This window comes from Psychroflexus sp. ALD_RP9, from assembly GCF_017311165.1.
Classification (GTDB): Bacteria; Bacteroidota; Bacteroidia; order Flavobacteriales; family Flavobacteriaceae; genus Psychroflexus.
Window position 1 is genome coordinate 2,471,373 of the sequence record NZ_CP062973.1, and the last position, 17,957, is coordinate 2,489,329.

19 protein-coding genes are annotated in these 17,957 nt (G+C 31.7%); 7 read left to right on the top strand and 12 right to left on the bottom strand.

What is annotated here, in order from left to right; translation table 11 throughout:
* Nucleotides 1–43: 43 nt before the first annotated feature.
* Genes IMZ30_RS11590 through IMZ30_RS11610 form a run of 5 tightly spaced genes read left to right on the top strand, consistent with a single transcriptional unit; the run spans nt 44 to nt 4,033 of the window.
* Complete coding sequence (locus IMZ30_RS11590; RefSeq protein ID WP_207038455.1) at nt 44–358, top strand: DUF6787 family protein; 315 nt, start codon at nt 44–46, stop codon at nt 356–358.
* Nucleotides 359–418: 60 nt separating this feature from the next.
* Nucleotides 419–727, top strand: coding sequence for a hypothetical protein (locus IMZ30_RS11595; protein WP_207038456.1), 309 nt, complete (start codon nt 419–421; stop codon nt 725–727).
* Between the two features lie 51 nt (nt 728–778).
* On the top strand, nt 779–3,163 hold the full coding sequence (locus IMZ30_RS11600) for a TonB-dependent receptor (RefSeq protein ID WP_207038457.1): 2,385 nt from the start codon (nt 779–781) through the stop codon (nt 3,161–3,163).
* A gap of 2 nt (nt 3,164–3,165) precedes the next feature.
* A complete protein-coding gene (locus IMZ30_RS11605; protein ID WP_207038458.1) occupies nt 3,166–3,507 on the top strand; it encodes a hypothetical protein in 342 nt (113 codons plus the stop codon).
* 28 nt (nt 3,508–3,535) lie between these two features.
* Nucleotides 3,536–4,033, top strand: a complete 498-nt coding sequence (locus IMZ30_RS11610) for a DUF4625 domain-containing protein (protein ID WP_207038459.1) — start codon at nt 3,536–3,538, stop codon at nt 4,031–4,033.
* Nucleotides 4,034–4,083: 50 nt separating this feature from the next.
* Here IMZ30_RS11610 and IMZ30_RS11615 read toward each other — a convergent pair whose 3' ends face one another.
* Nucleotides 4,084–5,436, bottom strand: a complete 1,353-nt coding sequence (locus IMZ30_RS11615) for an NAD-dependent succinate-semialdehyde dehydrogenase (RefSeq protein WP_207038460.1) — start codon at nt 5,434–5,436, stop codon at nt 4,084–4,086.
* A 63-nt stretch (nt 5,437–5,499) separates the two neighbouring features.
* Between IMZ30_RS11615 and IMZ30_RS11620 the strand changes: the two genes are divergently transcribed.
* Both IMZ30_RS11620 and corA read left to right on the top strand, forming a co-directional pair.
* Nucleotides 5,500–5,895, top strand: coding sequence for a glyoxalase (locus IMZ30_RS11620; RefSeq protein WP_207038461.1), 396 nt, complete (start codon nt 5,500–5,502; stop codon nt 5,893–5,895).
* The gene (corA, locus tag IMZ30_RS11625; protein ID WP_207038462.1) at nt 5,885–6,988 is read left to right on the top strand and encodes a magnesium/cobalt transporter CorA; all 1,104 of its coding nucleotides are present in this window, start codon (nt 5,885–5,887) and stop codon (nt 6,986–6,988) included. The genes IMZ30_RS11620 and corA overlap by 11 nt, the downstream gene beginning before the upstream one ends.
* Here corA and IMZ30_RS11630 read toward each other — a convergent pair.
* The 11 genes from IMZ30_RS11630 to IMZ30_RS11680 form a co-directional block, all read right to left on the bottom strand.
* Complete coding sequence (locus IMZ30_RS11630; protein ID WP_207038463.1) at nt 6,985–7,767, bottom strand: tRNA pseudouridine synthase A; 783 nt, start codon at nt 7,765–7,767, stop codon at nt 6,985–6,987. The genes corA and IMZ30_RS11630 overlap by 4 nt on opposite strands.
* A complete protein-coding gene (gene hisIE / locus IMZ30_RS11635) occupies nt 7,764–8,399 on the bottom strand; it encodes a bifunctional phosphoribosyl-AMP cyclohydrolase/phosphoribosyl-ATP diphosphatase HisIE (RefSeq protein WP_207038464.1) in 636 nt (211 codons plus the stop codon). The genes IMZ30_RS11630 and hisIE overlap by 4 nt, the downstream gene beginning before the upstream one ends.
* On the bottom strand, nt 8,396–9,151 hold the full coding sequence (gene hisF, locus IMZ30_RS11640) for an imidazole glycerol phosphate synthase subunit HisF (RefSeq protein ID WP_207038465.1): 756 nt from the start codon (nt 9,149–9,151) through the stop codon (nt 8,396–8,398). The genes hisIE and hisF overlap by 4 nt, the downstream gene beginning before the upstream one ends.
* 28 nt (nt 9,152–9,179) lie before the next feature.
* Entirely contained in the window at nt 9,180–9,911 is a 732-nt protein-coding gene (hisA, locus tag IMZ30_RS11645) for a 1-(5-phosphoribosyl)-5-[(5-phosphoribosylamino)methylideneamino]imidazole-4-carboxamide isomerase (protein ID WP_207038466.1), read from the bottom strand.
* A 54-nt stretch (nt 9,912–9,965) separates the two neighbouring features.
* Nucleotides 9,966–10,556 carry an imidazole glycerol phosphate synthase subunit HisH gene (gene hisH, locus IMZ30_RS11650; RefSeq protein WP_207038467.1) on the bottom strand — a complete coding sequence of 197 codons (591 nt, stop codon included), beginning with the start codon at nt 10,554–10,556 and terminating at the stop codon, nt 9,966–9,968.
* 28 nt (nt 10,557–10,584) lie between these two features.
* Nucleotides 10,585–11,718: a bifunctional histidinol-phosphatase/imidazoleglycerol-phosphate dehydratase HisB gene (gene hisB / locus IMZ30_RS11655; RefSeq protein WP_207038468.1), complete on the bottom strand. Its 1,134-nt coding sequence runs from the start codon at nt 11,716–11,718 to the stop codon at nt 10,585–10,587.
* Nucleotides 11,715–12,767, bottom strand: a complete 1,053-nt coding sequence (hisC, locus tag IMZ30_RS11660) for a histidinol-phosphate transaminase (RefSeq protein ID WP_207038469.1) — start codon at nt 12,765–12,767, stop codon at nt 11,715–11,717. The genes hisB and hisC overlap by 4 nt, the downstream gene beginning before the upstream one ends.
* Nucleotides 12,764–14,065, bottom strand: coding sequence for a histidinol dehydrogenase (hisD, locus tag IMZ30_RS11665; protein ID WP_207038470.1), 1,302 nt, complete (start codon nt 14,063–14,065; stop codon nt 12,764–12,766). The genes hisC and hisD overlap by 4 nt, the downstream gene beginning before the upstream one ends.
* A complete protein-coding gene (hisG, locus tag IMZ30_RS11670; protein ID WP_207038471.1) occupies nt 14,065–14,925 on the bottom strand; it encodes an ATP phosphoribosyltransferase in 861 nt (286 codons plus the stop codon). Before hisG ends, hisD begins: the two co-directional genes overlap by 1 nt.
* Nucleotides 14,926–15,119: 194 nt before the next feature.
* A complete protein-coding gene (locus tag IMZ30_RS11675; RefSeq protein ID WP_207038472.1) occupies nt 15,120–15,935 on the bottom strand; it encodes a prohibitin family protein in 816 nt (271 codons plus the stop codon).
* 11 nt (nt 15,936–15,946) lie between these two features.
* Complete coding sequence (locus IMZ30_RS11680; RefSeq protein ID WP_207038473.1) at nt 15,947–17,953, bottom strand: hypothetical protein; 2,007 nt, start codon at nt 17,951–17,953, stop codon at nt 15,947–15,949.
* Nucleotides 17,954–17,957: the final 4 nt, after the last annotated feature.

A 17,957-nucleotide genomic window follows, 5' to 3' on the forward strand; every position in this document is an offset into this window, starting at 1 on the left:
TAAATAATTTCGTATCTATTACGAAATTTCACTTTAGTTGTTTATGAAAAAATTAAAAGAAAAATGGGGCATCAACTCTAATTTTCAGTTTATAATGATCCTCGTTGGTTTTTCAATCACTGGTTCGTTATCAGCTTATTTAGCTGGCCCAATTTTAAATTATATTGGTTTACAAAAATCAAATTTCGAGAATATTTCATTTGGAGTCGTTTTATATTACATTTTACGAATCTTGTTTATTTTTCCTGTTTATCAAATTTTACTCGTAGTTGTTGGCGCTGTAATTGGTCAATTTAAATTCTTTTGGAATTTCGAAAAGAAAATGCTGTGCCGTTTAGGTCTAAAACATTTTTGTTAATAAGTGATTAATTTCATAGAACTCATGTAACTTTTTATTAAAATTGCAGTCTAACTATTAATGAATTTAATTAAAGCGACATATTCAATTATTTTTGCTCTTTTACTACTATCCAGTAGTACAAATTTTCATGCTTTATCACATTTATTGGAAAGTGATGATTTAGACAACATTGAGCATTGTGACACATGTGATGAATTTACATATTCACAAGTTGAAAAAAGCTTTATTATTCAACCTTCAGTTGAAGCCCATACACATAACACTTACGTTTCTGCAGCTTTAGATTTATTTAAAAACACTTCAGTTTCTGTAAGCTTAAAGCAATCTGGTCAATTTTATAATAAACCTCCGCCGACTTTTAGTTAAACCACACCGACCTAGTGTCTAACCACAAATGTGTTTTAATTATAAGTTGTAATGCAAATCAAACATTTAAGTTTACTATTACTTTTATTTTTTTCTTTTATTACATTTAGTCAAACTAAATGCGACTATTCTATTGAGGTAAAGCTCGTTAATGCCTCAGATTTGTCACCTATTTATGGCGTTGTTGTTAAATTCACCGAAATCAATAAAACCTATTTATCTAATCAACAAGGTTATTTAACTATTGAAAATGTTTGTGAGCCATTAGCCCATTTAGAAATATTGAGTCAATTTTATAAAGCAAAAACAATTGAAGTTGATTTAAGAAAGCAGTCTCAAATAACCGTTAAACTAGAAGAGTTACAACAAGAATTAGCTGAAGTTATTGTACAAAATGATATAGCTCCACAACAACAAATTAACCAGCTTAATGCAACTCAAATAGAATCTCAATTTTCGGGTTCACTAGCGAAATCTTTAGATGAAATTCCAGGTGTAAATTCAATCGAAATTGGCGCTGGTTCTTCTAAACCAACCATTAGAGGTTTTAGTTTTAACCGCGTATTAGTAACGGAAAACGGTATGCGTCATGAAGGACAACAATGGGGTTCAGACCATGGTTTAGAAGTAGATGCACTATCAGTTGAAGATGTTGAAGTTATTAAAAGTGCTAGTGCTTTAGCTTATGGAAGTGATGCTATAGGTGGTGTAATTAAACTCAACACAAATAAAGCACCTCAAGAAGAAGGTCTTTCAGGTAACTACAAATTATTCCTTAGAAGTATCAATAATACTATAACTAATAATATTAATCTAGCTTATAAAAAAGACAACTGGTTTGCGAAATTAAAAGGGACATTAACAGACTATGGTGATTATAATCTACCAACCGATACTATTAATTACTTGAGTGTCAATATGCCTGTTGAAAATAGAAGATTAAAAAATACAGCTGGAAAAGAACGTAACATAATGTTTACAGGAGGCTTTGTATCTGATAAATTTAATAGTTCTATTTCGTTGAGTCGAAACTATTTTAAGGCTGGTTTTTTTCCAGGTGCGCATGGAGTTCCAAGCGTTACAAGAGTTATTGATGATGGTGACAGACGAAATATAGAATTACCATTTCAAAACTCAACCCACTTTAAGATTACCAATCAAAACACATGGATTTTTAAAAATGCAAACTTAAAACTAAACCTAAGCTATCAAAATAATCTGAGACAAGAATGGAGTGATTTTAATACGCATTATTCAAGTCAAGAGCCACCAGAAACCGACGCAGATTCAGAGTTAGAGTTTGATTTAAATACTTACGAAATAAATCTTGAGCATAATTATTTCCATTCAAAAAAGCACAATCTCACCACAGGAATTCAATTGCAGTCTCAAAAAAATGCTATTAAAGGTTTTAATTTTTTGCTCCCTAATTACGATCGCCAGATGTTAGGCGTTTTTGCTATACACTCTATACAACTCAATAAGAAATTATCAATTGATTATGGCGCAAGACTTGATTTAGCAAAACTTAATACTGAAGCTTTTTTTGACCAAAGATTGTTTAATTATCTACTTCTTAGAAATAATAGTGAAGAGGTTGCTATCGAAAATGCCCAAAGAAGCCAAAACATCAACCGTGATTTTGAGAATTTTAATTTCAACTTCAGTAGTAATTACAAACTCAATAGTAAATTCAATTTTGAACTTAATTTAGGAACAAATTTTAGATTACCTACAGCCATTGAATTATCTTCGAATGGTATACATCATGGATCATTTCGTCATGAACGTGGAAATCCAGAGTTAAGTCCAGAAAAAGGATATATTATAGATGGTTCTGCAAATTTTAAAAATGACGAACTTAACATTAGCTTTAGCCCATACCTCTATTATTTTACCAATTACATTTACTTAAATCCAAGTGGAATTTTTTCAAAATTGCCTCATGGTGGTCAAATTAACCAATACACAGAATCTAAGGCTTTATTAACTGGTTTTGAAATCTACTATAACCACCAAATCACCAATCGTTTTAGTAGTAGTATTAGCCTCGAGTATTTGTGGAATACACAATTAAGAGACGAAACTGAAGGTAATTTTGCATTACCATTTTCACCACCTAATAATGCTCTAATTAAACTCAACTACGATTTTAAAAACTATAAATCTTTTAAAAACACAAATTTGTCATTTATAACAGAGATTGCAGCTGCTCAAAATAGAACTGCACAAAATGAAGAAGCAACGCCTGGCTACGAAATTTTTGGACTCAATTTAGCTTCACAGCTCCAATTAAAAAACTTTACAGCAAACATTAACTTGAGGGTAATGAATATGTTTGACACCAAGTATTTTAACCATACCAATTTTTATCGGGCACTTGAAATTCCTGAGATGGGAAGAAATATTCAATTAATGCTAAGTATTCCATTTTAATAATGAGATTGTTTAAATTACATATTAGCTTTTTTCTAGCTGGCTTAATGCTAATTTTAATTAGCTCAAGTTTATCTCATTTATTAATTTTCAAACATGAGTTTAAGCCAAACGCCTCTACTGAAAACTCCTATACAGAGCAAGGAATTAACCACTACTGTAGTCATTTTGTTTACAATGCATTATCTAATATTCAAATTAATAAATTAAAGCTTCAAAATGATATTAATTATATATTGAAGCCAATATACTTTAAAGAAAATAAGCGGGCTACACGTTTTAAAAAATATCAGTATGGTAGAGATCCACCATTTTTAAAAAAAATCACAACACACTCACAATAAATAATTTTATAACTTAATAAACACAAAAATGAAAAATTTAAATAAAATATTATCTCTCGCAATTATTGCAATGTTAACATTTGCTTGCTCTGATGATGACGATGCACTTGATGCACAAGCACCTGTTATTGAACTTATGGAACCAGCTGTAAACTCAGAATTTGAGCCTGGTGAAATGCTACACATCCATGCAGAAATTACTGACGATGTACAACTGTCATCGTATAGAATTGATATTCACTTTGGTGGCGACGGCCATACACACCGACCAGTTGCCAATGCAGAAATGGGATACATGGAATGGAGTTATGATGAAACAGGAACAATTTCAGGTACTTCACATTCTTTAGAAAAAGATATCGAAATTCCACATCACATCATGCATGATGGCGTTGAACATGAAATAGAAGCTGGAGAATACCACATCGGTATTTTTATTATCGATGCAACAGGTAATGAAACAGAACTCTTTAGAACCATTGAAGTTCACCACCATGCTGAAGGCGGCGGCCATGACCATGGTTAAAATATTAAACCGTGATTTAAAACGAGGTAATGATGCATTACCTCGTTTTTTTATTTAATATAAACGGTTTTTCTATTTACAAATTCTAAAATACCTTCATCTGATAATTCTCGACCATAACCAGAGCGTTTTGTACCGCCAAAAGGTAATCTAGGGTCACTTTTTACTAGCTCATTAACAAATACAGCGCCATCTTCAAATTGAGGTATTAAATCATTTATCAACTTGTTGTTTTTGGTAAAAATTGAAACTCCTAAACCAAATCTAGAACCATTTACAAGTTTTACAGCTTCAGTTGTAGATGAAAATCGTGTGACCGCTAATACAGGACCAAAAGTTTCTTGTTGAAATATCGGCATTTCTTCAGTTACATCTTCAACAATTGTTGGCTCGAAAAAGGCATTTTTTCGCTTGCCTCCTAACCTAACTTTAGCGCCATTTTTAATTGAAATATTTAATTGCTCTTCAAGTTCTTCAGCTAAATCTTCTCTAGCCATAACACTAATATAGGTATCGGCATCTTTAGGATGACCTTCTTTCAAGTTTTTTACTTGTGTAGTCAATTCAGCTATAAAATCATTATAAACACCATCTTGAATTAAAAGGCGTTTGCCAGCAATACAACTTTGACCATTGTTTTGAAATCTAGCTTGTACACAAGTCTTGACGGTTTTTTCAAGGTCACAATCATTAAACACTACTAAAGCATTATTACCACCTAATTCTAAAACTGATTTTTTTAAAGCTTGACCAGCTTGACTAGCAACGGCTTTACCTGCTTTTTCACTTCCGGTTAAGGTAACTGCTTTTACATGTTGATGTTTGATTACTTCTTCAACATGTTGACTTGATATTTGTAAGTTTTGAAAACTATGTGTAGGAAAACCAAGATTGTTTATAATATCTTCTATCGCTTTTGCAGATAGTTGCACATTACTTGCATGTTTAAGTAAGCCAACATTGCCTGCCATTAAGTTGGGTGCTAAAAACCTAAAGACCTGCCAAAATGGATAATTCCAAGGCATAATTGCTAATATAACACCTAAAGGCTCATAACTTACATAAGAAGACTGAGCGTCAGTTGTAATGTTTTTTTGTTGAAGTTGAACTTCAGCGTTTTCAGCGTAATATCTACAAACCCATGCACATTTTTCAATTTCAGCAATAGACTGTGAAATGGGTTTACCAATTTCTTTAGTTATAATTGAAGCTAAATTTGAAGCATTATTTTTTAAGTGTTTTGAAAGCTGAAGTATTAAAGACGCACGTTCTTTGAATGAGTTTTTTTGCCATGTTTTAAAAGCATTTTGAGCAGCTTCTATTTTGTGGCTAACTTCAGTTGAAGTTAACGGCTTAAAACTATAAATTTCATTTTGTGTGTAAGGGTTAATTCCTTTGAGCATTTTTTATTTAAATATAAAATTAAGTTTACAAAAGAATAATTACATTCGATAAAATTTAAGATAATGCTAGATCGAGACCAAGAAATTTTATCAATTAGAGTTGAACTTCCAAACGCTAAAGTTTATGAAAATACACAAGATTTAGAGCGATTTCAAAATGAAAGTTTAAGACCTATTGCAAAATTTCAGAATATGATTTTGCTAGAAGTTTTTAAAAATTACATAGATCGTTATAAAAATGTTTATCATAAATACGATTTAGGCGGTAAAACTGCTTATATTGAGCAAGCTGTAAAAAAGGATTCTAAACTTAAAAATTTAATTAGAGGATTATTTTTAGGTCATTTTACAGCAGATGAATATAAATTTTATAGTAAAAATGTAAGTGCCGTTAATAAACGAATTATTAACTTAGTAAAAGAGCGTTTATTAAGTCAAATACAATATTTTGAAGTCTAAATTAAAATCTACTTTTCAGCAATTTACAAAACCAATTCAGTTTCAAAAGAAATCTAAGGTTCAAAACTTAGTGCCTGGTGAAGTAACTTATGTTGGTGATAACGACCATATTTCAACTGAAATTGATATACTCAGCTACAATACTGACGATTGTAAAACTTCAACTAATTTATCTGTTTCTGAAATTAAAGCTACTGTCGATGCCGCACCAGAATCTATACATTGGATTAGTTTTACAGGTTTAAAAGATGTTAAGCAACTTACTGAATTAGGAAATGTTTTTAAAATTCATCCTTTAGTTCTTGAAGATATTGCCAATACTAAGCAAAGACCAAAATTAGATGAGTTTAAAGACTATGTGTTTTTTACATTGAAAATGATTTATCACAACACTAGTCTAGTTAAAGAGCATTTTGCACTTATTGTTGGTGATAATTATGTGATAAGCTTTCAAGAAAACAGATACGACGATGTACTAAAATTTCTCCGTGAACGAATTTTTTTAAAAAAAGGTAGAATTAGAGATGCTGGTTCAGACTACTTATTTTATGCTATTATCGATGCTATTGTAGATAATTACTACAATATTGCTGAGACTATTGAACTCCAAACTGAAGCTTTAGAAGATGTTATTTTAAATCATACCGAAAACACTTCTCCACAAGATATTCAAATTCTTAAACGTCAAATTTTAAGTGTGAGAAAATCGGTTGCACCAACTAAAGAACTTATAAACCGTTTGCACCAAACCGATCATAAATTATTTAAATTGAAGACCAAACGCTTCTTAAACGATTTATATGATCATATTTTGCAAGTGACAGAAAATATCGATATTTATCGTGACATTGTTTGGGGTTTAATGGATATGTACATGAGTAGTACAAGTAATAACATGAATCAAGTCATGAAAGTATTAACTATCATGTCTACTATCTTTATTCCATTAACTTTTATTGTTGGTGTATATGGTATGAATTTTACTTACATGCCAGAGCTAGATTTAAAATCTGCTTATTATATTGTATGGACGATAATGATTGTTATTGCTTTAGTTTTAGTAATTTACTTTAAACGCAAAAAATGGTTTTAAACAAGCTCTACTTTATGTAATACAAGACCTGAAGCAGGAGCAACATGACTTAATTTTATACGGTTTTTACCGTCAATTAATTGTTTAAAATAATCTAATGTAATGTTATGTTGTCCTAAATCGATAAGTGCACCCATCATTAACCTGATTTGCTGACGTTTAAAACCTTTGCCTTTTACCTTAAGAACATAAGATTGCTCTGGAAAAAAGTTAGCCTTTAGTACATTATTATTTTCAATTAAACATGATTCTATTTCGCCTTCAAATTTTGTTAATTTGCTTGGTCGGAAGGTAAATGAATAAAAATCCGTCATTTGTGTGAATAATTGAGCTCCAGAAATCATTAAGTCTATATCTAAATCATCACGAACATTTAACATAAAAGGCGCTGAAAATGGATGCATTTTTTGTGCATAACAGAAATAGTAATGATAGGTTTTTAACTTCGCATGTTGAATAATATTGAAATCTTTAGAAGTTTCAGAAATGTCTAAAACTCTGATATCTTGTGGTAAATTGTAATTGAACAGATTTAAAAATCCATCAAGTTGAAGTGGTTCATCATATAAAAATAACTCGATGTATGTTTGATTTGCAGATACCATAGCGTCTGTTCTGCCAGCAGCAATACATTTAAAACGCTTACCTTCTAAGATATAATTAAGCGTTTTATTAAGCATAAGTTCTACGGTTTTTACATCTGGTTGTTTTTGCCAGCCATGGTATCTGAATCCAAGGTATTGAATCTTAACTAGGTAGTAATATCTTTGCTGCATCAATTAGATTTACGGCGGTTATTTAAAACTTGAACTACATCTGCTAATTTAAAACCTTTCGCTTGAAGTAAAATGAGATAATGAAAAAGTAAGTCGGCACTTTCATTTAAAAATAACTCATCATTATCATCTTTAGCTTCGATAACTACTTCAACTGCTTCTTCGCCTACTTTTTGAGCAATTTTGTTAATACCTTTATTAAACAATGATGTAACATAGCTTTTAGGCTTTTCTTGTAATTGATGAGATGTTTTAAAGGTCATTTTGCGATCAGTAATGGTTTCTTCAAGTTTAGATAAAAAACCAAAATTAGCTGTATTAGCTTCAGCCCAACATGTATCTGTTCCTTTGTGACATGTTGGGCCACTTGGAGTTGCTTGAATTAACAAAGCATCTTGATCACAATCAAGTTTAATATCTTCGAGATGTAAATAATTTCCACTTTCTTCACCTTTAGTCCATAACCTTTGTTTACTTCGACTAAAAAAAGTAACTTGTTTTAAATCAAGTGTTTTTGTAAGTGCTTCTTTATTCATGTAGCCTAACATGAGAACATTTCTGGTAATAGCATCCTGAATAATAGCTGGTACTAATTGATCTGGATATTTTGAAAAGTTGACTTGATTTACAATCATAATCTTACGGGAATTTTTGAGTTTAAAAGATAATTTTTTAAATCCTTTATTTGAATTTCTTTAAAGTGAAAAACACTAGCAGCTAGTGCTGCATCAGCTTTTCCTAATGTAAATACATCTTTAAAATGTTGCTTAGCTCCTGCACCACCTGAGGCGATAATAGGAATATTCACGATACTTGATAATTTTGCTAAAGCTTCATTCGCAAAACCATTTTTAGTACCATCGTGATTCATCGATGTAAATAAAATTTCACCAGCGCCAAGACTTTCAACTTGCTTTGCCCAATTAAATAAATCAAGACTCGTAGCTTCTTTACCGCCAACTAGATGAACTTTCCATTGGCTGTCTATTTGTTTAGCGTCAATCGCTACTACACAACATTGCGAACCAAACTGAGAAGCAATTTCAGTTATTAAAGAAGGATTTTTAACAGCAGCAGAATTAATTGAGACTTTATCAGCACCATGTTTTAAGAGTAATTCTACATCCTTAACTGAGGCTATGCCTCCGCCGACTGTAAACGGAATATTAATGTGTTGAGCGATGGCTTCAACAAGTTTAGCTAAAGTTTTTCGGCGTTCTTCAGTTGCTGATATATCAAGAAAAACCAACTCATCAGCTAGGTTTTCTGCGTAATAAACCGCTAATTCAATAGGATCACCCGCATCTTTTAAGTCAACGAAGTTAACACCTTTAACTGTTCGACCATTTTTAATGTCTAAACAAGGAATAATTCTTTTTGTAAGCATTTAAAGTTAATTTAGTAATGTGTTTAATTTATGAAGTTTTGCCTACGATGTAGTTTTCAAGATCTTTTAAAGAAATTGTATTTTCATAAATCGCTTTACCAATAATAATCCCTTCGCAACCTATTTCTTTTGCGTGATTTAAGTCATCAATACCAGCAACACCACCAGAAGCAATAAGCTGAATTTCTGGATGCTGTTGAAGTATTTGTTTATACAAGTCAATGGCTGTGCCTTCAAGAGTTCCATCTTTAGAAATATCAGTCGCAATAACATAACTAACTCCTTTTTTAACAAAACTGTCAATGAAGTTTAAGATATCTATATCTGAATCTTCTAACCAACCAGTTGTAGCAATTTTACCGTTTTTGGCGTCAGCACCCAAAATTATTTTATCGTTACCGTAAGTCTTTAGCCACTTCATAAATAGATCCTCATTTTTAACAGCAATGCTTCCGCCTGTAATTTGATGGGCACCAGACTCGAAGGCAATACGTAAATCTTCATCAGACTTTAGACCACCACCAAAATCGATTTGCAAATCAGTTTTTGAAGAAATGCGTTCTAAAACATTATAATTAACAATATGCTGAGACTTCGCGCCATCAAGGTCGACTAAGTGTAAATGTTTAATACCGTGATCTTCAAAAGTCATAGCAATTTCAAGTGGATCTTCGTTATAAACTTTTTGCGTGTTATAATCTCCTTTGGTTAGACGAACACACTTTCCTTCAATTATATCTATAGCTGGTATGATTCTCATTTTATTTAATTTTTATAATTAAGTAATTAATTATCAACATATATATTGTATTATTTAAACTTTTAGTTTAATAAAATTTTCAAGCAGTCGCTCACCTGATCGACCACTTTTTTCTGGGTGAAATTGCACACCATAAAAGTTTTGGTGTTTAAGAGCTACTGTATAATCCTTGCCATAATTTGATAGTGCAATAGCTTCTGCATGCTTGGGTACGTAGTATGAATGGACTAAGTACATAAACTCGCCTTCTGAAATACCTTTGAATAGTTCGCCTTTTAATGAATGAATTGCATTCCATCCAACTTGTGGTACTTTAAGTTCTGGGTTTGAGAATTTAATTACATCAACATCAAAAATACCCAATGCATTCGTATTTCCTTCAGAACTTTTATGACACATGAGTTGCATCCCTAAACAAATACCCAGTACAGGTTGTTTTAAGTGAGGTATCAATTGCTCTAAACCTGTAGATTTTAATTTTCTCATAGCTGAACTCGCTTCACCAACGCCAGGAAAAATAATTTTATCAGAATTTAGAATTTCTTCAGGGCTATTAGTTAATTGTGCTTTGATCCCTAAACGTTGAAATGCAAACTGAATACTTTTAATATTTCCTGCACCATAATCTATAATTGAAAGCTTCACTTAATTTTGATTTAAATTAGTTTAATTGTTATAAAGTACCTTTTGTACTTGGTAAAATCATTTTATCTGGGTCACGTTTAACTGCCATTTTAATTGCTTTTGCAAAAGCTTTAAATATCGCTTCAATTTTATGATGCTCATTTTGGCCTTCAGCTTTAATGTTAAGGTTTGCTTTTGCTGCATCTGAAAACGATTTAAAAAAGTGCATAAACATTTCAGTTGGCATTTTACCAATCATTTCACGTTTAAAGTCGGCTTCCCAAACCAGCCAATTTCTTCCACCAAAGTCAATAGCTACTTGTGCAAGGCAGTCGTCCATTGGCAAACAAAAGCCATAACGTTCTACACCTAATTTATCGCCAATAGCTTGGGCAAATGCTTCTCCTAGAGCTAAAGCTGTATCTTCGATAGTATGATGCTCATCGACGTCAAGATCACCTTTTGTGTTTATATTTAAGTCGATTAAGCCATGTTTTGAAATTTGGTCTAGCATATGATCAAAAAATGCTAAACCTGTTGAAATATGACTTTTTCCTGTACCGTCTAAGTTAACTTCAACAGATATCTGAGTTTCTTTAGTATTTCGACTAATTGAAGCTTTACGTGAAGGCCAACATAAAAAAATTTTAATATCATCCCAGTTAGTAGTTTCAAGGACTATGTTTTGCTGAAGTTGTTCTACTTCATCAGAGACCTCTTCGTTGCCTAAGTTACGTTGATTGTTTATAAAAATTGCTTGAGCGCCCAAGTTTTGGGCTAGTTTCACATCAGTAAGTCGGTCACCAATCACAAAAGATTTTTTTAAATCATAATTATCTTTAAAATATTTACCTAGCAAACCTGTATTAGGTTTTCTGTTGGGTGAATTATCTTTTGCAAAGCTTTTATCTATAAAAATTTCTGAAAACGAAATACCTTCGGACGCAAGCGTATCGACAATAAAATTTTGGATTGGCCAAAAATCTTTTTCTGGGTATTGGTCAGTACCTAAACCATCTTGATTTGTAATCATAACCAATTCATAATCGGTAACTTTAGTAATTTTCTGTAAAGCTGTAATAACATGAGGTAAAAACTTTAACTTAGAAAAATCATCAACTTGTTCGTCTTTTGGCTCTGCGATAATTGTACCGTCACGGTCTATAAATAAAACGGGTTTCATAGGTCTAATTGATTTAGAGTGTGCATTAATTTTTTGTTTTGTTCAGGCGTACCGATACTAATTCGTAAGCAATTTTCACAGCCAACCTCTTGGTTTCTATTTCTCACGATTATGCCTAAATCTAGCAACTCTTGGTAACGTTTGTTGGCATCATCTACACGGCATAATATAAAATTTGCATCGCTCGGAAATACTTGCTTTATGAATGAAATTTCTTCAAGTTGTTTCATTAAAAGTTGGCGTTCTGAGGTTGAAATTTTAACCTGAAAGCTAACAGTATCGTAGTTTTTGATAACCTCTAAAGCCTTATTTTGTGTTAATTGGTTAACATTATAAGGTGGTTTAATTTTTTCTAAAACATTAATTATTGAAGGATGCGCAAAACAAACACCAAGTCTAATTGCAGCATGACCTAATGCTTTAGAGAAAGTTTGGGTAACGATTAGGTTATCATAAATTTGTAATTCACTTATAAATGAACTTGTTGAGCTATAGTCAATATAAGCTTCATCAATTACAACCAAACCTTTAAATTGCTCTAATAGTAGTTTAATACTATTAATTTGCATGACATTTCCTGAAGGATTATTTGGCGAACATATGAAAATAAGTTTGGTAGCTGGCGTAATCGCATCAAAAACTGCAGTAGTATTAATCTGAAAACTTTCAGTAAGATTAACTTTTACTACCTCAATAGCGTTTAAATTGGCTAAAACCTGATACATGCCATAAGTTGGTGGCATGGTAATGACTTGGTCTTGATGAGGTTCACAAAAAGCCCTAAAAATTAAATCTAAAACTTCATCACTACCATTACCAAGCATTAATTGTGTAGTTGAAACCGACTTTAGACTTGCTATTGCTTCTTTTAATTGAAGTTGATATGGATCTGGATAACGATTAAACTTATTATCAAACGGACTCTCGTTTGCATCTAAAAAAAGTAAATCATCTTTAGTTGAAGAAAATTCATCTCGCGCAGAAGAATAGGCTTTCATAGCTTTTACATTCTCTCGAACTAGCTCGCTTAATTTTAGTTGATTTTTCATGCCTCATCACTTTCTTTAATAGCCTCTAATCTTTTAGACATTGCATTTTTATGAGCAGTAAGTCCTTCAGCTTCAGCCATTAACTCTACAGCAGCACCAATGTGTTTAATACCTTCTTGACTAATTTCTTGGTAAGTAATTGTTTTCATAAATGCGTCTAAATTAACACCACTATATTGTTTGGCGTATGCATTTGTTGGCAGTGTGTGATTAGTTCCAGATGCGTAATCGCCTGCGCTTTCTGGTGTAAAATTACCAATAAACACAGATCCAGCATTAGAAATATGATCAACGAAAAAGTTGTTATCTCTTGTGGCTACAATAAAGTGTTCTGGTGCGTAATTGTTAATCAGTTCTGCTGCCTCAGTAAATGAATCTACTAAAATAAATTTTGAATTACTGATTGCAGCCTTAGCAATTTCAACTCTGGGTAATTGTTCAATTTGAGATTTTATCTCAGATTTTACAGCTTCAATTAAAGTATTGTCTGTTGAAACTAAAATGACTTGAGAATCTGCTCCATGTTCAGCCTGACTCAATAAATCAGAAGCAACAAATGAAGGTTTTGCAGTTTCATCGGCCATAACTAGTAATTCAGACGGACCTGCTGGCATGTCGATGGCAACATCATAAGTTGTTGCTACTTGTTTAGCAACTGTTACATATTGATTTCCAGGCCCGAAAATTTTATAAGCTTTTGGAATACTTTTAGTACCAAATGTAAGTCCAGCAATAGCTTGAATTCCGCCAACTTTAACAACGGTTTCAATACCGCATAAATGAGCGGTATATAAAATTGCAGGATCTATTGTACCGTCTTTTCTTGGTGGTGTTGCTAAGGTAATCGTTTTGCAACCAGCAATTTTTGCGGGAATTGCTAACATTAAAATACTCGAAAATAAAGGTGCGCTACCACCTGGAATATATAAACCAACACTATCTATTGGTTTTTTACTTTGCCAACAAGTTACACCAGGTTGCGTTTCAACTTTTGCTAAATTATTTATTTTTTGAGCTTCGTGAAATTTATAAATATTATTGTAGGCCAATTTGATGGCTTCTTTTAAGCCGACAGCAACAGAATTTGAGGCATCTTCAAACTCTTTAGAACTAACAATTATGTTTGAAATTTTAACACCATCAAACATTTCAGTATATTTTTCAATGGCTTCATCTCTATGAGATTCGATATCCTTAAAAATAGATTTAACAGTTTGCTCTAAATCGTCATAAGATTGCGTAGGTCTTTTCAGCAATTGAGACCAATCTTTTTTAGGAGGAAATTTAATGGTGTTCATTACAAAATCATTTTTTCAATAGGGTTTACTAAAATACTCTCAGCGCCAGCCGCTTTTAATTCGTCTATAATATCCCAAAATTTTTCTTGGTTAATTACAGTATGTATCGAACTCCAATTCTTTTCAGCCAAAGGCATTATTGTTGGACTCTTCATTCCTGGTAAAATTTTAATGATTTGATCAATCTTATCATTTGGTGCATTAAGCAATACATATTTGGCATCTTTGGCCTTCAAAACCGCATCAATTCTAAATAAAAGTTTATCTAATATGTGCTTTTTATCAGAATTTAAAGTTGGTGATTTTACTAAAACTGCCTCGCTTTTAGTAATTTCTTCTACCTCTTTTAAATTATTTTTAAACAATGTGCTACCACTTGAAACGATGTCACAAACAGCATCAGCTAAACCTATACTTGGTGCAATTTCAACTGAACCATTAATAAGGTGAATTTCGGCTTGTATTTGATGTTGATTTAAAAATTTTTGAAGTGTGTTTGGATAAGAAGTTGCTATTTGTTTTCCATTTAAATCTTTTGGTGACTGATACTCAACTTGATTAGGTATGGCTATTGAAACGCGACATTTTGAAAAGCCTAATGATTTTAAGATAGGTAAATCTTCACCTTTTTCTAAACATAAATTCTCTCCGATGATTGCCGCATCAACCACTTCATCCCTAAGATATTGTGGGATATCTCCGTTTCTTAAGTACAATATTTCAATCGGAAAATTTGATGCGCTTACCTTAAGCTGGTCTTTTCCGTTATTTATTGATATGCCACAATCTTTTAAAATTTGAAGCGAATCGTCATGTAAACGACCAGATTTTTGAATTGCAATTTTAAGTTTTTCTTTCATAGCTTTAAATTAAAAAACCCGTTTAAACAAATGCTTAAACGGGTTATGAGTTATAGTAAAACTTACATCAACGCAGCATTTGTTCGTGATTTAACGAATACCAAACATGATGATGTAAATGTGTAAATTTCATACGATACAAAATTAACTATAAGTCTGATATGTACAAACTATTATTAAGTTTTAAGATATTTTTAATTATTACCTAATATGATTGGTAAACCTTCATCGCCTGAACCGATAACGATTACTTTGGAGTTAGAAGAGTTTGAAAGCTCGAGTGTCGCTTGAATTCCCTTTTCTCTCAGAATTTTATCAGTTAAAGAAGCACTTAAAATCTCATTAGCTCGTGCTTTACCTTCGGCTTCAATACGTTGGCGCTCTTTTTCTTTTTCGGCTTTTTCTAATCGGTATTGATACTCTAATGATTCTTGCTCTTGCTTCAATTTACGTTCAATAGCACCTTTAATTGTTGGCGGTAATGAAACATCACGAACTAAAATTCTATTAACTAAAACGTATTGGTCTCTCAATAATTGTTCTGTCTCTTCGTACATTTCTTTTTGAATTGACTCACGCTTTTGCGCATATAATTCTTCAGGCTTGTAACGTCCTACAACCGTTCTTGTTGCAGACCTTACAGCTGGTTGAATTAATCGTCTAACATAATCTTCACCACGTTCTTTGTGCAAAAGTCCTAGTCTATCATAATCTGGCTCAAACCAAATCGTAGCATCTAGTTTAATATCTAGTCCGTTTGAAGATAAAACCGTCATTTTTTCATCAATTGTTTGCTGTCTAACTTCATAGACAAACACATCATTCCATGGAGCAACAATATGAAATCCTTCATCTAAAGGTGGCTCGTCAGTAACAACACCACCGCCAAAACGTTTAAATAAAACGCCGGCTTCACCTGAACTAATATTGACTGTTGAATTTGAAATAAAGATAATACCGATAATTACAACAATTATTATTGGTACTATTGATTTTGGTAACTTTTCCATTATTATTTATTTTAGTTTAATCCTTTATATTTTCTGAGCATCCACTCAATTCCCAAAGTTAATATTAATAAACCAAGTATGTACTTAATTTCAATAAAACCCAGCTTTTTTACGAAAGATTTTTGAATTGCTTTAGGATTTTTACTTAAAATTGAATTGATTAAATCTTTAGAGTTGTTTTGTAAAAATATATTTTCTTTTAATAAACCAGTTGCTAAAAACTCAAAATTGGCTTGCTGATCTTGAAGTTCGCGATTAAAATCGATAATACTAAAATCTCCAGTTTTTGAAAATGCCTCAGCTGAAATTTTATATGAATAATTACCCGTTGGTAAACTAGAAATTGAGGATGAAAATTGATTAGCATCGCGAGCCATACTAATTGTTTCTATGGCATTAGTTTTTAAGTTGGTTATTGACAAATTTAATTTAGCATCAGATTTAAAGTTATAATTAGCATCATAAAACTTTGCTGAAATTTTGCCAGCTTCACCTCTATTATAAAAATTTTTAACATTTACAGTTAAACGCTCACGACGCTTTTTGTTAGACAAAAATTGTATGTGTTGGTCTAAAAATCTATCAAACATATTAAAATTGCCTAGTAACTGATAAGTTTTAGAGCGCCACATCCAAATATTTTCACCAAATAAAACACTAAGCTTATGATTATTTACATTTTTAGTAATCCACAGCGGATTACCATCTTTAAAACCATTTACTTTTTGATCAAGTAGCGTTTGAAAGTTATCAGTTAGCTTTACGCGACTTAATTGATTTTTTAAGGGTGGAAAATCTTGAAAAGGTAAATTTACAGTCTCATAATACGAAAATGAATTTGAAGTTTCTGCTTGTATATCTTCAATTAAACTGGAAGTGCGTTTTGAAAAACCAAAATCAATATCTGTTAACATATTGTAATCGGTTGAAGTTCCTCCAACAATAAACAAACTTTGTTTTGCGTCTATAATCTGAGATAATAAAGGCTTAAATACCTGTGTTGGCTGATAAGCAATAATTAAATTATAATTAGATAAATCACTGACTTCTTGTGACTTTTTTAATGCAAATTGATATTGATTTGATGCTGAAATTGAAGATTTTAACGCGCCAATATCTGGATGTATGATATCTGAAATTAATAGAATATTATAACGATTGTCTATAATTTCAATACCAAACGATCTCTTGTTGTTGGCTGTATTTTTTTCATTTTTTACTGCATCAACTGCAACTTGATAGACTTGTTTACCAAGTTGAGCTGCTTTAACTTCAAATTTAAATTGTCCGGTGGCATTCGGTGATAATTCAATATTTTTTTGAGCGACTAACTGATTATCTTTTTGCAATTTAAGCTTTGTTGTAACTTCAGAATTACTGTTATTTTCTACAAAAACTTCAACTGGAAAATTATTATCTAAAAAAGCATAAGCGTTTTGATTAGTTCGGCTTAAATTAATGTCATCAACTTGTGTTGTATCACCTACAATAATTCCATAATTTCTAACTTTTAATGATTCTGTTAAGCTATAATCGATAGATTGACCAAAGTTTTGATTGGCATCAGTAATGGTAATGAAGTGTGCGTTTTTGTCTTTTAGATTAATATAAAAGTTAAATAAAGAACTGAGATTAGTGTAGTTTTGATTAAAGCTTAGAGAGTCTAAAACCTCCACATCGTTTCCAAATTTTAATAAATTAACATCAAAAACTTCATTAAGTTCTGGATGGTCTTCTAAGGTTTTAACTAGTTGAGTTACTTCAGTAGAGTCGCCTAAATAGTTCATCGACTCACTATCATCAACACTGATATACAATTTTGGCTTTTCTGTACTTACTTGAGTTAATTCAGTAGAAAAATCAAATAAAAGCGTAATTATAATAAAAAAGGATAAAAACCTGAGACCAATTAATAGCCACTTGCTTTTATCCTTTAGGTAATTTTTATAAAATAAAAGACTGAGACCAAATGAAACTATGCTGTTAAGCAATATAAAAATAATGGTCTCGATAGTCATATAA